This window comes from Leeuwenhoekiella obamensis (assembly GCF_055391795.1).
Window position 1 is genome coordinate 270626 of record NZ_AP029251.1, and the last position, 14597, is coordinate 285222.

At 37.0% G+C, this 14597-nt stretch carries 13 protein-coding genes; 1 reads left to right on the forward strand and 12 read right to left on the reverse strand.

Annotation, left to right across the window (positions count from 1 at the left end; all coding sequences use genetic code 11):
- Positions 1–28: 28 nt before the first annotated feature.
- The 4 genes from ACZ5L8_RS01325 to ACZ5L8_RS01340 form a co-directional block, all read right to left on the reverse strand.
- On the reverse strand, positions 29–502 hold the full coding sequence (locus ACZ5L8_RS01325; protein ID WP_464439188.1) for a hypothetical protein: 474 nt from the start codon (positions 500–502) through the stop codon (positions 29–31).
- Between the two features lie 128 nt (positions 503–630).
- Positions 631–1251: a hypothetical protein gene (locus tag ACZ5L8_RS01330; RefSeq protein WP_464439190.1), complete on the reverse strand. Its 621-nt coding sequence runs from the start codon at positions 1249–1251 to the stop codon at positions 631–633.
- Positions 1252–1392: 141 nt separating this feature from the next.
- Complete coding sequence (locus ACZ5L8_RS01335; protein WP_464439192.1) at positions 1393–2034, reverse strand: hypothetical protein; 642 nt, start codon at positions 2032–2034, stop codon at positions 1393–1395.
- Positions 2035–2255: 221 nt separating this feature from the next.
- Positions 2256–4448, reverse strand: a complete 2193-nt coding sequence (locus ACZ5L8_RS01340; protein ID WP_464439194.1) for a S8 family peptidase — start codon at positions 4446–4448, stop codon at positions 2256–2258.
- A gap of 401 nt (positions 4449–4849) precedes the next feature.
- Here ACZ5L8_RS01340 and ACZ5L8_RS01345 point away from each other — a divergent pair, with 401 nt between their 5' ends.
- Positions 4850–5491, forward strand: a complete 642-nt coding sequence (locus ACZ5L8_RS01345; RefSeq protein ID WP_464439196.1) for a DUF6266 family protein — start codon at positions 4850–4852, stop codon at positions 5489–5491.
- Between the two features lie 233 nt (positions 5492–5724).
- On the opposite strand, the gene ACZ5L8_RS01350 is transcribed toward ACZ5L8_RS01345, so the two are convergent.
- The 8 genes from ACZ5L8_RS01350 to ACZ5L8_RS01385 form a co-directional block, all read right to left on the reverse strand.
- Positions 5725–6156, reverse strand: coding sequence for a hypothetical protein (locus tag ACZ5L8_RS01350; protein ID WP_464439198.1), 432 nt, complete (start codon positions 6154–6156; stop codon positions 5725–5727).
- Positions 6157–7353: 1197 nt separating this feature from the next.
- Positions 7354–8466 (reverse strand): acyltransferase family protein, encoded by a 1113-nt coding sequence (locus ACZ5L8_RS01355; protein WP_464439200.1) that lies wholly within the window; start codon positions 8464–8466, stop codon positions 7354–7356.
- Between the two features lie 196 nt (positions 8467–8662).
- Positions 8663–9277 carry an HD domain-containing protein gene (locus ACZ5L8_RS01360; protein ID WP_464439202.1) on the reverse strand — a complete coding sequence of 205 codons (615 nt, stop codon included), beginning with the start codon at positions 9275–9277 and terminating at the stop codon, positions 8663–8665.
- A gap of 9 nt (positions 9278–9286) precedes the next feature.
- Positions 9287–10198, reverse strand: a complete 912-nt coding sequence (locus ACZ5L8_RS01365) for a DUF6263 family protein (RefSeq protein WP_464439204.1) — start codon at positions 10196–10198, stop codon at positions 9287–9289.
- Between the two features lie 320 nt (positions 10199–10518).
- Entirely contained in the window at positions 10519–11247 is a 729-nt protein-coding gene (locus ACZ5L8_RS01370; protein WP_464439206.1) for an ankyrin repeat domain-containing protein, read from the reverse strand.
- A gap of 156 nt (positions 11248–11403) precedes the next feature.
- Positions 11404–12324: a helix-turn-helix domain-containing protein gene (locus tag ACZ5L8_RS01375; protein WP_464439208.1), complete on the reverse strand. Its 921-nt coding sequence runs from the start codon at positions 12322–12324 to the stop codon at positions 11404–11406.
- Positions 12325–12382: 58 nt separating this feature from the next.
- A complete protein-coding gene (locus ACZ5L8_RS01380; protein WP_464439210.1) occupies positions 12383–13228 on the reverse strand; it encodes an SDR family NAD(P)-dependent oxidoreductase in 846 nt (281 codons plus the stop codon).
- A 108-nt stretch (positions 13229–13336) separates the two neighbouring features.
- Positions 13337–14458, reverse strand: a complete 1122-nt coding sequence (locus ACZ5L8_RS01385) for an acyltransferase family protein (protein WP_464439212.1) — start codon at positions 14456–14458, stop codon at positions 13337–13339.
- Positions 14459–14597: the final 139 nt, after the last annotated feature.

Here is a 14597-nt window from a genome sequence, read left to right on the forward strand (position 1 = left end):
TAGAAAGCTGTGACGACAATACGAATGCTTAGTTATTAGCAATAGGTATTTTAGTTTTTGTTTCAATTTTTTCTTTTGCAAGATTAAATTCGATTGTCTTTGGTTTATACCTCGGACTGTCATATCCGTAGATTTTGTTTTTGTTAAAACCTCTAAGATCAAGAACATGAAATCTTCTTTTGTAAGTGATCTTTTCTCCAGTTGATAAGTCAATCACAATTAGCTGCTGCAAAGTTCCTTTCCAAAAAGTCCTAGTCCATTTAGGGATAGCCACCTTTTTTCCTTCTTTATCCCAAATAGGTGGTCCAGCGCACCAGTTGTCTATAAGAAGTCTTTTGTCATCTGTGACCAAGTAAGCCTCTCTACCTAATGGCGCACCTATTGCAATTTCGAACAAGTCAACATATTCAATTCTTAAATCACCAGCCCTCGATCTCATCTGCTTGTCAGAGTTAACAAAATCCCAAGCATTTGGATATGTTTCAACTATTGACTTTTTCATTTTGTCATATTGCAGTCATTGGTCTGCAGTAATCACAAGTTAGAGGAGTAGCAGAACGGACTTACAAGATCACCGGTTTTCTCACTTGCTCTCTAAAGTTAAACTTTTTGTGCAATACGTATAGGAGGCTATTCCGGCAATACTAAGGCTTCGTTATTGGGAACAGTATTTTTTATATTAAACATTGTTTGGTAATAAAATCCAAGAACTATAGCCAATCTACTTTCAAATTGTTTCATGTCACGTTCACTTGTACTAGTATTGAAAATCTGTTTTTTGGCAAGCGCAGGACTTAATCTATATTGTGAGTTCATTTTCAAGAAAAAACTTGTCCCAATTCTCCAGTCAATTTTACTTGCAAGACAAGTTGAAAAGTCAGGATTTAATTTTACTCGTATTGGATTCATTGAATCAACATTGAATATTTGTTTTTCAAAGGTTGTTTCTTCTTCAGTGCGTTTTGATTCAGCCCATAAATTCATATTCCTGATTTCTATTTCTAGGGAATCTTTAAAAAAGTCAATAGGTATCTCTCTATCTGCCAAATCTGATACGAATTCAAAATACGCAAATTCTGTTGAAATATCAGAATATTGCTCTTGCAGTTTATATTCAAATAATCTTACTGCTGTTTTGAAAATTTCTTTTTGTTCTTTAGTAATGCAAGTATCAGAAGATGTAATAGGTGAGTTAGATCCCGATTTACAGGAAAACAATACAAGAAATAATATTAATATTAGTTTTTTCATATTGCTGTTATTGGTTTACAGCTATCCCAAGTTATAATCTTAGATGAAAGGTCTCTCAAGATCACCAGTTTTGTTTCTTGCTTTCTAAAGTTAAACTTTTTGTGCAAAAATTATTGAAAGTTGTGACGGCAAGATGAATGCTTAGCTATTGTAAAACGTTTTTTTATTTAGTTCTATAATTTCTACAAATTCTTCTGGAGTAACATTTAATTCCGAAATATCGATTTTTTGTATTCCAGATGAAGTTGTTGCAATGATTATTTTTTTCTCCATTGAGTTATCACCTCTGCCTTTTATAATTCCATAGTCCAATATATTATTCCAATACAGAGTTTTTTCTTTTTGGTGAATACCATTTTCATCAATAGAAACTAATGTTTCATATTTATGATAAAAACCTCTATAAAAGAAGTATATAGATAAAATGAGCATTATTAAAACACCAATAATATTCATAGAATTGAAATCCCACGAATAGTCATTTTTGTAATTTCCGTAAAGTAGTATTCCAATTATTATTCCTAGCATTATTAGAATTTGTTTGTCATAGTTTTTGTCCTTTTTAAATTCTAATCCGTGAGTTTTCTCTTTCGATAAATACTTTCTCTTTCGATTCTTTTTGGGTCTTTTAAACTCTCTTTCACTAAAGATTCTGTCTAGTTTAGTTGTTGGATAATTATATTCTATTTCTACTTCAAAACGCTTTTTTAATTTGTTCAATTCAAGTTCATCGACTCTGAAGTGAGAACAGTCTTTTTCAAATGCTGCAATTTTATTAGTCAAGCCACAAATAATTCCTTCTTGTAATGAAGATCTCCTATTTGTGCAGATCTTACAAAAAGATAGATGATATTCTCTGTTCACTTTTTTTGTTAATCGTTTTACGGGGGTCTCGGCTATTACAAGTTACAGGAGTAGGTGAGATGACTTATAAGCTTAGTATTAGTTCGTTGGTCAAGTTTTTTACAACGCTTATTGACGATGAACAGTTGTTATGCATAGTGCTAAGCTGCTAACTCTATTTTTATAGTTTCGTAGATAGTAGCAAATTCTTTTGATATATCTGAATAAACATCAGTGCCACCATCTTCATCTATAAGTTCTATTACCACCGAATAATCTTGTAAATATTCTTCTTTAACATTACCTCTTGTAAATAATCTTAATCTTAGTTCCCAATCACCATGTAAATATGCACGTGTAAAGGACTTTTCAAATCGTATTAAAGGATTCCAAGGGTCTTCCCCTGATATTGTTATTTTCTTCATTCCAGTCTTTGTTTTTTTAAATAAGGCAGCTGAAATTCTTGTCTCCGAATATTCAATTTCGTTATCCGGATTTACAGGTGGATCATATGCTATGATAATTTTTACTTTTAATTTTGAATTTTCTTCCCCAACTCGCAAAGTCGACGGAACATGAAATTTTATGAATTGATATCTATCTTGATCGAGTTGACCTTCATAAATGTAAGCAGCGTTATGTTTTCCGGCTTCAAGAGCCATTTCAATATTTGGTTCTCCAAAACCAGTATACGTTCTTTCAGAATCCGTTAGTTCCTCATGTTTATTTCTAATGTCGGTAAAGTGACAAAGTAAACCTTTAACTAAATTTGGATCACTTTGAGGATAGGCATCAAATAATTTTTGAGCAAACATTGAAACTAGAGGAGCCGAGTAACTTGTACCATTATCTACAGCAAGATTGTTACCATCATTACTAATACCATAAGTTGCTATTCTTGGTGATGGATTATAAGGTTTGATATAATTACCACCATGAGCTACAACTTCTGGTTTAATTCCAGTGTCTGCACCCGGGCCTATTCTTGAAAATGGAGAAGTGAAATCGATACCTGATAAAGAATCATTATTTACATGTTTAGCAATTGAGCCAACTGTTAATCCTAGAAGTGATTCTGCAGGTGTATTTATTCTTGCTAAAGGACTTCCAAAATGTTCTGTAGGGAAATCTCCTAATGGAGCATTAATATTACCTGCGGCTATAATAAATAGAACCTTATGTTTTTTTGCTAATGCGTCTATTAATTTTACTAGATCAGAATATTGATTATCATTAATAGCCACTCCAGATCCTAATGAAAGATTGTAGACTTTTACAGTTTCAGAGTATTGATTTAAAGTGTCTTCTAACACACACTTTAAGTGAAATTCATTAGGTCCAAGAACATTATTTAAAGCATTCTTACCAAACACTGAAACATCTAAAATATAACAATATGGATTCAATTCATGAGATCCTAAACAACTATCAATACTATCTCCGAAAATACATCTACTAGCCACAAAAGTACCATGATCATATGCACAATCTATTGATCCAACTGGAAGTTTGATAATCCTATCTTTGACAAAAGGGTTCAATACTTTATTTGTTGACCTTATTCCAGAGTCAATGATACAAACCATTGATTCAGATTGTGGATCATTTACTTTTAAAGGATTGGGAAGATTCTCGGTTGTTAAAGATTGAGGCGCATAAAATGTTTGACTTGGTTTTATTTCTTTAATAGTTGAGAATTCTGAAGCAATATTGGCAATGTTTTTTGCTTGAAGTTTTGAGTATATTGTTGTTACCCCATTTGAAAAACTTCGTTGTTCAACCAATTCACTAAAGTTTCTCAATTCTTCAGAAATGGAATTTGCTACTGCTAAAATTTCCTTTGGTTTAATTACATTAAAAAGGTTAATTAAAATCTCTACCTCTTCATCAGATTCGAAATCTAAATCATCTTTTATCTTATCTTCTGGAGGAATACTGGAAAGGTTTTCAATTGGAGAAAAATATGATTTTCCTTTATGTTCTTTTGTATGTATATATTGGTCGAGGCGACTCTCAAACTTTTGAAAATTTTCCTTTCCAATTGATGCTGTTCCTATTGAAGAATTATTTTTAGAATAAGATAAAATTTGAAATCCTAAATCTTCAATTTTAAGTTTTTGGCTTTTTAATGTTATTTCTTTAGGAGTTTCAATTTGTAAAAAAAGGTCGTCCGTATATTTTATATCCTTCTTTTTAAATTCGACTTCAATAAACCTCTGTGATTGAAGTTGAAGTCTTTGACCATGTTCAGCATGATTTAATCTTTTAACAGAAGGTGAAAATCCAGATTTATCATATTTCTCATTTCGGATGTTATCACCTGGAATTTCAAAATGAAATCTTTTTTTACTCATATTAATGTTTTAGCATTATGCACAACTTGTTAAATCCACACTAAAATAATCATTTAACCTTATGAGTTTATGAAGTCTGTACTATTAGGTCGGCTTTAAAGATGTTAAATATATTCATTTACAGTTTTCTATCCCGCATTTTTCAGCTGTTTTATCTTCTGTTTTTTTGATTTTTTCTTCCAAATCTCATCCGGATATGCGGGTATATCCTTCGGTTTTTTTACGACAGTGTTCCGAGTTTTCTTCGAGGATCCTTCGGTAAACCCCAGTAAATACGGGCAATTCTCGAAGCATTCTCGAAGAAATGTCGAAGTAAACCCGACGCGTACTTGGGTAACCCCTTGTTTTACAGCGAATTAAGTATTATCTTGATAGGGTTTAAAATGCTAAGTATCAATATCATGGGAAAACTAGAAGAAGGTATACTAGGTGGCTTTAGTGGTAAGGTAGGTACGGTGGTGGGCGCGCGGTGGCGCGATCAAGATATACTGCGTACCCGTCCTGTATATAAGAAGCGCAAATTTAGTGCGGCGCAAAAACGTAATCAGCGGCGGTTTGCTACGGTAACGCAATTTCTCAATCCGTTAAAGGGGTTTCTTAAAGAGACGTTTACTTCTCCTGCGGGTTCCCGCAATAGGTATGATCAAGCCAAATCGTATTACCTCAAAGAGGTGGTTGTGGCTGATGGTGATGATTTTGTGATCAATTATGAGAAGGCACTCATTAGCGCGGGATTGCTGCGGGGGTTGCAAGCACCCCTTTTGGCGAAAGCCGAAAACTCCTTATCTATTAATTGGGAAAACAACTCGGGTCACGGTTTTGCATATAGTGATGACCTGCTCACGGTGATCGCGTATAGTACGATTACAAAACGGTTTTTCTTTTTTGAGGATATCGCACAGCGGGATGCCGGCAGTGTCCACATCGATCTACCGCCAGACGCCCACGGTCATGATCTGGTGGTGTGGGCTACCTTTAGAGATGTGGTGCATAGCATGGTGTCTTTGAGTAGTTTTTTGGGGAAAATTGAAAGTAGAAAATAGAAATTAGAAAATAGAGAAGTTAGTACAGAGTATTGAGTACAAAGTATCGAGTAGTTGTTTGTTGCTCGTTGTTCGTTGCTCGTAGCTCGTAGCTCGTATTTCTACTTTCCGTTTTCGTATTTCTTAATTCGTCGCTCGTCGTTTATCCTTCGTCCCTCAGTCCTTGTGGAGTATTAAGTAGTTAGTAAAGAGTACAAAGAATTGAGTACGCAAGAATTTTGTTAAGGTAAGCTCTAATATTTGTGGTCTATGTAAATTAAATATATTGAGCGTCCCCAATACATCAAGAATGGGATGCTACTTCCTAGCATAACTATAGCAAGAAAGCTATCATAGCTTAATGTCTGTATAAATACCAAAACAAAACCTAATAGTAGTATTGCCAAACTGATCACTACTGAAAGTATTCTGCCTTGCATATTTTTAAGGCACAGTAGTATGATAATAAAGATTTTGGCAGCTAGAGATAAAAGTACTCCTGCTAGTATTAGTGGTTGCAAAGGGTATTCTGCATTAAACTGAATAGCACCACGCACGATCATACCTACGGCAACAGCCTCAATCATACTCAACAGCGCATATCCATGCGCGGCAGGTATACCAATAATGACCAAGGATTGTAATAGTATCACTGCGATCAAGCAGCGCTTTATGCGTTTAATCATATTTAATTGTTTTTGGCTTTAAGCCAAATAGAATTTATACACTGAGCCATAGTATCAGTGCAATAGTAAAAACTATGCAGAGGGTAAACAGCATTAAAAAACGCCTGTTCTTTGTTTTCCTGATTTTGGCTTGCAGCTTTATCTCTTGTTTTATAGCGTTAAGAGTTTCTTTATCTGGTATTTTGTAAACTGGAGGCAGACTCTTAATTGGTGATCTAGAGCTAGTATCTCTATTGCCTTCTTTAAATTTTGCACGTGTAGAAGGGCGTTGTGATCGATTATCCTTTAACCGATTGATCATATCCATTACATGACCAGCACCAAGTCCCATAACTTTTAATTGAGGTGTCTTTAATATCTGCTCTAAAATAATAAAAATATCGTTTGGGTGTAGAAGAAGCGGGAAGTGGGGAGAAGTTATAAGTTAGTACAGAGTATTGAGTACAAAGTACGAAGTGGTTGCATCTCGGCTCCGCTCGATGAACGGGAAGAGATGGAGGTTGGAAGCGGGGAGAAGGGAGTTTTGAAAGTAGAAATTAGAAATTAGAAAATAGAAAATAGAGAAAAGAAAAGTTAGTACGAAGTATTGAGTACAGAGTACAAAGAGGTTGCATCTCGACTTCGATTGATGAACTGGATTTGTCTAAGGTCATCTTTCTTTGCGGTCTTGCTTACTCGGCCTACTTTTAAATTTCGTAGTAATTGTAGAAAAGCTTTGCAGCGCTGGCTGTGGAGTATGAGACTAGCGCAGCGGTTTCTCATACGCATGATAAAAAGGTTTTCTTTCAATTCAAGAAATTTAAAATCAGCCTAGATTTTTTTGTTTCTTTTTTCATCAATGGAAAAAAGAAGAAAGTATAATGAGAACAGGATATTTGAATATTGGTACAAAGTTTTATCTCCGCTCCGCTCGATGACCGGGAAGAGATGGAAGTTGGAAGCGGGGAGTGAGGAGAAGTTATAAGTTAGTACAGGGTATTGAGTACAAAGTACTAAGTGGTTGCATCTCGGCTTCGCTTGATTACCGCTTGCGTATTAGTCATAAGTCTAACATCCATCTTCCAACTTCCAGCACCCTTCACCCATTTCTACTTTCTACTTTCCGCTTTCGTAATTTCTGTGAAAAGTACGAAGTACTTAGAACTCTACCGTTAATAACAGTCTTTGTACTAACTACTCAATACTTTGTACTCAAATCTATCTATATTTCTTTCGCAGCCATGCACGCACAGGTTCATCAAACCATTTTAAGCTAATGTAGGCAAGTACGATAGATCCGGCGAATGTGAGCAGTGCCATGGGTAGTGCGCCGGCAAGGGTGATGCCTTCATTGTTGCTTACCCAAGCCACATAAAAATATACCAGAACGTAATGCGTCATATACAAGGGATAAGACAGATCGCCTAAAAACTTGCAAATACTCTTTTCGCGTTTAGTATGTACCGCACCGCTAGCGCCTATATACACGATAAGCGGAAAAAGGATAATGATACAAATAGACTCATACAGGCCATTAGCCCACAGATGCTCTGCACCACCTATTCTAGGCATAAAAAGTACAACGGCCAGTAGCAGTCCGCACCACAAGAAGGCGTTCTTGATGTATCTAGGTTTAGCTACACGAGAGAGCAACAATCCCGCAAAGAACGGGAACAAGGTACGCGTGATACCAATGCGCATATGCTTTACATTAAGTGTCCATCCGCCGGCGATATCTCCGCTAGGGCTAGTGATGGCAAGATGCACAAGCGCCGCCCCTGCAAGGATCACAAATATGGTAAGCGCTTTATTAGACAGTTTACGTAAACCTAAAGCGTATAATATATTAGCTACATATTCAAAGAAGAGCGACCATCCCACACTATTAAGCGGGTGCATCTCTTCCCAACCGCGAATATCCATAGATAAGGGTAGAGGGATAAGGGTGTAGCCTATAAGCATCACGATGAATAACTTCCATACCGGTACCGTATTTATCATGGGCCATATCGCCGAATCTGTAAAATAAAAACCAATGGCGCCCAATGTCATCCCTAGGATCACTAATGGTTGCAGACGTATTAGCCTACGCTTCATAAAACCGCCAAAGGTGAGTTTCTTCCACCGGTCATCATACGCATAGCCTATTACAAAACCAGACAGCAGGAAGAAAAAATCTACCGCCAGGTAGCCATGATTAACCACATTATCAAGACTGCTGGTAGATAACGGCTCAGTAAGGTGAAAGCAAACAACGATCACTGCCGCAACACCTCTAAGTCCGTCAAGGATCTGGTAGTGCGGTTTAGTAGGCAATTTAGTAGTACTCATTAGAAGGGTTATGGTTGGTTGTAGTTACGGTAACTACCGTTTTATATTATTTTTAACAATAATATAAAAACCCTGCTTATTACACCTTGCTTTTTAGGATTAATATTCAAAGACTTCAGCGATCTGTTGCAGATGCTTTAGTATAACGCTTCCGCGAAAAGGACAAATGTAAGATCCATGAACATCTGGGATGTTATTAGGTAAACGAGCGTAGTTCTCGTTCTAGATTTTCTTTGGCGTTAAGCTCATACTTATTCTGAAAGTAAGCAGTCTTATAAATGCTATTCATGTTTAAAAAGTGCTCAAGTACTTTTTTTCTGCCAGAATTATACATGAAGGTAGGAACCATCTGATATTCTTTCCTAACATTGATAGCATAAGCATCATAGCTTGCTGCAGACTGGCCTAAGACTAAAAGGTCCAAGTCAAGCAGAATGTTAGTATCCTTTTCAGTAGCAAACTCATGCTTCTTAGTAGCCTCTATTTGTTGCATACATGCAGCAATATTCTTAAAGCGTGTTTTAGAGATGTTCTTATTAAAAATTAATGCGCTTTTGTGCTCATTGTTATTTTTAAGAGGCTTGTAAACAATATCATGATAAAAAATAGAAAAGTATAAAGCATCTAGATCATTGACCATGTCCTTTACCTTTTCTATTTCTTCTAGCATATTCTCTAAGTGAGAAAGATCATGATAATACCTTCCTTTGGACGTGTAACTATTGCATATTTCACTCCAGCATAGATTATTGTATTCTATGTCGTCAGAGTACTTAGCGATAAGATTTGAAAATATGCTTTGTAAGTCCAAATTGTAATGTTACTTATTAGTCACTGTAGAGGTAGAGGTAACCTCCATAGGGATGGTCATACCGTCTGGCATTGCAGGATTGCCTTCAATAGAAATGCTGCCTTTAATGTTTTGATCTATTACAGCTTCAATGATCCACCCTGATGCATTATCTACTTTGATCGTTGAGGTATTTGTACCATCAAGCGCATATTCCATTTCGCCAGCTGCAGACTTCACGCTCTCTTTAGAAGAAGTAAGCGTAGCCTTCCCGCTGATAAGTGTATAATCGGGAGTAGTGTCAACATAGGTGTACGTTGAATTTTGATTTAAAGATATAGTACTATCTAGACTAGTCGTAATATCCCACGAATCGCCTTTTTCTACAGGAGTTTCTGAGTAAATAGCTGTTGCCGCTTCAATATTACCTTTAAGCGCATCAGCACCATAGCTTTGTTTAATTTCTTCTTGTATCTGAGCCTTGTTTTCTTCAGATATTTCAGGAATACTAGCAAAGGCTACATCCCAAAGCTTATCATAATCATTGATGGCTAATACTTTACCTTTTTTACTTAATACTACGGTAAATGGTTTGCTAACCATACCGTTAAGCATTTTTGAGATTAGATCTTCACCTGTGCCGTCAGAACTATATTCCATGGTGCCTTGAGGCATTTCCATTTTCATCTTTAATGCTGTGTACTTAGTTTCCATAGTATAAGCACCGTCTTTAAGGTCTTTTACGGTAAAGTCATTAGAGCCGCTAATGGTCATTTTTATGTTCATTAGTTGACCGCCCATCTGCTGCCCCATGGTAAGAGATACAGCACTGCTTTGTTTATAAGTATTACCTACTTGTAGATCAAGAGAGAGGTCTTTTTTTTGAGCATTAAGGTTTGTAAAGATCAGAAAGCCTAAGATTAGGGAGAAAATAGTACGCATGTGGAGTTTGGTTAAAGTGTATGTTTATTTATTTCAGGGAGCAATCAAAGTCTAGTGGGACTGCAAATATAGTTTTTAACGCTTCTTACGATGCTCTATAAACTAAAAAAGCAAGTGTCCAAAAGAACTTTACGCTCTTGTGTAAGAACAAGTGTGCTGAGCACTTAGAATGTTACAGCAAAAGCTATAATTATATTTGCTTTATAACGCTTCCGCGAAAAGGATAGCTACTGTTCTAATTTCTCAATTGGGATGAGAAGAGTAGACTTATTACGTGGATTCTGAATTTGTATCTATGCAGTGAATAAGTATCCGCTCACTTACTTCATGTGCTTTTCAATGAGGTCAGCGGTTTTCTTCTGTCCTTGTCTTTTAGCAATATCAAGTGCAGTCATCTTTTCTGCATTCTCTATGCTAAGATCAGCGCCATTATCTATAAGTAATTGAATAATGTCTAGATATCCTCTTTTAGCAGCTTCACCCAAGGCAAAGTCACCTTCAGTATCTACATTATTCACATCTGCGCCGTTTTCTATTAAATACTTACAAACTTCATAATGCCCTTTTGAAGCAGCATGCTCTAAAGGAGTAGCGCCATCATCAGCTCTGAAATCTACCTCGGCGCCACTATCTCCCAGAAGTTTAATCACCTCTAGGTGTCCATTTCTAGCAGCGATACAAATGGGTGTAAAATCATGAAAACCTTTATAGTTCACATCTGCTCCATTATCAATGAGCAATTTTATAATATCATAATAACCTTCCTGATAAGGATATTGTAGAGGTGTTGATTTACCTGGCTCAACTTTATTTTCTTGATTTACATTAGCACCGTTTTCAATAAGGAATTTTGCTATTTCATAACTGTTATCTGCTGTGGCTCTCCATAACGGGAAGAGTCCGTTTTTAGCATATTCATTAACGTCAGCTCCTTTTTCAACCAGATGCTGAACTTTAAGAAGGTCTTTATTTTCAACAGCCTTATAAAGCTTTTGAGAATACCCGATAAACGTTGAAAATAGGAAAAGGAGAAGTAGTGCTTTTTTCATGATGCCTGACTATGAAGTTTTAAAATAAAACAGATATGTATATAAGCACCGAATATAGTTAAAATATTCAATTCTACATTTTGACTAAAATTATGAGACAAGTTATAAAGTATATGTCGCTTTCGCGAAAGCGAGAGAAAACTAATCGCAATAAAACTAGTTAAATGCTTTTCTAAAGGATAGCGGAGTTTGTTCGGTTTGGGTTTTAAACATACGACTGAAGGACTGTGAATGCTCAAAGCCTAGTAAATAGGCGATCTCACTTATGGATAGGTTTGTGGTAGAAAGCAATTCTTTAGCTTTTGCAATTAGCATATCGTGTATGAACTGCTGTGCATTGCGCCCGGTAAGACTGCGCAGCATATCGCTAAGATAACTGGGAGAAAGATTTACCACAGCGGCGAGCGATTGTACTGATGGGATGCCGTGATTACTTGCCTCAGAATCTAAATACTGCTTTAAGTATTTTTCTAGCGTGACAATGATGTCATTACTCGCTCCCTTACGGGTAATAAATTGACGGTGATAGAACCGATCTGCAAAGTTTAGCAACAAACTGATCTGCGAGATCACAACGCTCTGGCTAAAGTTGTCCAGGCGATTGTTAAGCTCTGTTTCTATCATCTTAAAGATAGAAAGCATTGTGGCTTTTTCTTCTTGAGAGGGGTGAAGGGCTTCATTAGTGTCATAAGCAAAGAAACCATATTCTTTAATGTCTTGCGCCATGGCATTGCCTATAAAGAAGTCTGGGTGTATAAGCAGGGTGTATAAAGAATACTCGCAAGCGGCACTATTAGCTTCGTCTGTACCTATGATTTGATTGGGTGCGGCAAATAGGAGTCCGCCCTCATTAAAGTCATAATAATCACGCCCGTATTTAAGGCGTCCTTGTAAGTTGGGTTTATAAGAGATCTTGTAAAAGTTAAGAATATGTGCTCCTGCAGGTATGCTTGCCTGTTGATTAGCTTCACCACCTATCAGGCTGATAAGGGGATGCTTTGGTTCTGGTAAACCAAACTCTCTATGCGCATCTGCAATGGATCTAAATTTATACGGACTGTCTTCTTTCTTTTTCATTACAACATCTTTAAAAAACCGGCATCAGGTGGTGATACCGGTAATTTGATATTAAATACTATTCCTTTTCGCCTTGAGCGCTACGAGATATATCATCCCACGCTTTCCACTCGTTTAGACGAGCTTCATAAGCATTACTTACCTCTGTAAGATTATTGCTACCCAGGTGAAAACGCAATGGCGGATTCTCAGCATCTGCTACTTTAAATAATGCTTGTGGTGTAGCGTCTGGATTGCCGCGCTCTAAGGTTTGTAAACGTTCAAAGAATTGTTGCTTGTATGGGCCGTAAAGTTCCATACCTTCAGCGAACTTAAGTGATTTGTCACTGCCAAACTCGGTTGCATAGGCACCCGGCTCAATAATGGTAACCTTAATGTTGAATTGTGCGATCTCCTGTGCCAGACTCTCATGAATAGCTTCAAAAGCCCATTTTGTAGAGCAATAATATCCTATTACAGGATACGCTAGATGCCCTAGATTACTAGAAGTACCCATGATATGACCATAACCTTGCTTACGCAAAAAGGGTAATGCCGCATGAACGACGTGCAAAGGTCCAAAGACATTAGTCTCGTACATAGCCTTAACATCCTCAACTGAAGATTCTTCAATAGTTCCCACCAATGAATATCCTGCATTGTTGAGTACGATATCAACTTTACCGAAATACTCAAAGGCGTCTTTGATAGCCTTTTCTGCCTGTTTTTTTTTAGTAACATCTAAGGTAAGGGTGAGTACATTATCACCATATTGCTCCTTAAGGGCAGCAATACTATTAATATCTCTAGCGGTTGCAGCAACCTTGTCTCCGCGTTCTAGCGCGGCTTCCGTCCATATACGTCCAAAGCCTCTAGAAGCTCCTGTAATAAACCATACTTTGCCTGTATTCTCTTGTGTTGTCATGTTCTATTGTTTTAAATACAATGCAAAGTTGGCGCATGACATAGCGGCTTTTGTAACTGAATACAGGATGCTTGTAGCAGAATAGCCGAAAAGAGAAATAATAGAACGCTAAGCCATTGATCTGGCAGCCTCTTTACGCGCTGCCTTTTGCTTCATTCGAGTTTTGAGCTTCTTCCTGATAGGTTCATCTATAAAACGCATCACTATGTAGGATAGCACAACAAGGTCAAGAACACCTATCCATACGCTAGCGTTGATGTATTGCTCCGGAATTACATTCTTCTCTAGCATGCTGAGGTAAAGCCATAAAAATGGATAGTGAATCATATACAGCGGATAGCTTATTCTACCAGATAGGTCACAAACCTTCTCAAGAGACTTATCTAAAGTAGATCCTGCGCCCAGCGCAACGATAAGCGGGAAGTAAACCACCACGAGTAATGGATCGATAAGCCAGTTGTACTCTTCAATAAACGGAAAAACAAATGCCGCAAGAAGGAGTAGGCTTAAGCCAAAAAAACCAATACGGTTAGGAATGATAAAACGCGTTCTGTAAATAAGCATTCCTGCAAGAAAGGAGAACAAAATACGAGCGGCGCCACCCCAGAAGTTCTCACCACCCCAACCAATAGCTAAATAACCCGCATCATGAGAAGCATAAAATAAAATCACAGCAGCGATCAAAGTTGCTATCCACAAGAGGTTCTTACGCAACCTGAATAAGAACAGCGCATAAGCGATGTTTGCAATATATTCCCAGAACAACGACCACGTAGGCGGATTAAGGTGAAAAATATTGAAGTAACGTTCATCCACAACTGCGTAAGGTATCATCAGCGCAGATGATAAGAACATCAGTAGCGTTTCCGTTGAGCCATATTGAGCAAAAAGATCACTAAAAGGATCAATCACAAAAGAGATCAAACCAATGATAGCACCTATCATCACCAGCGGATGTAAACGTATAAGTCTAAGCTTGATAAACTTAGTAAACCCAATAGTCGCAATACGACTGTCGTAAGCATACGCGATCACAAACCCAGAAAGACAAAAGAAAAAATCTACTGCCAGGTAACTATGCGCAATAAAGTTGTCGTTATAGTCTGGCTCCACAAATTCCATAAAGTGAAAAACAACAACAGCAATGGCTGCTAGTCCGCGGAGACCATCTAATATTTTAAAGTGTTTTTTTGTGGTTAAGGCTTCCTGAGTAGAAGTATTTTGCTGCATTGCTCATTGGGTTAGGAACACAAATAAAGTGAAATAATGTTAAAATAAGTGTAAAGGTTACAATTAATCCTCAACGCATTGATTTAAGAACACTTTATCTTTTTATTAAAACCTTCTCAATAAAAAATGCATTAGATTG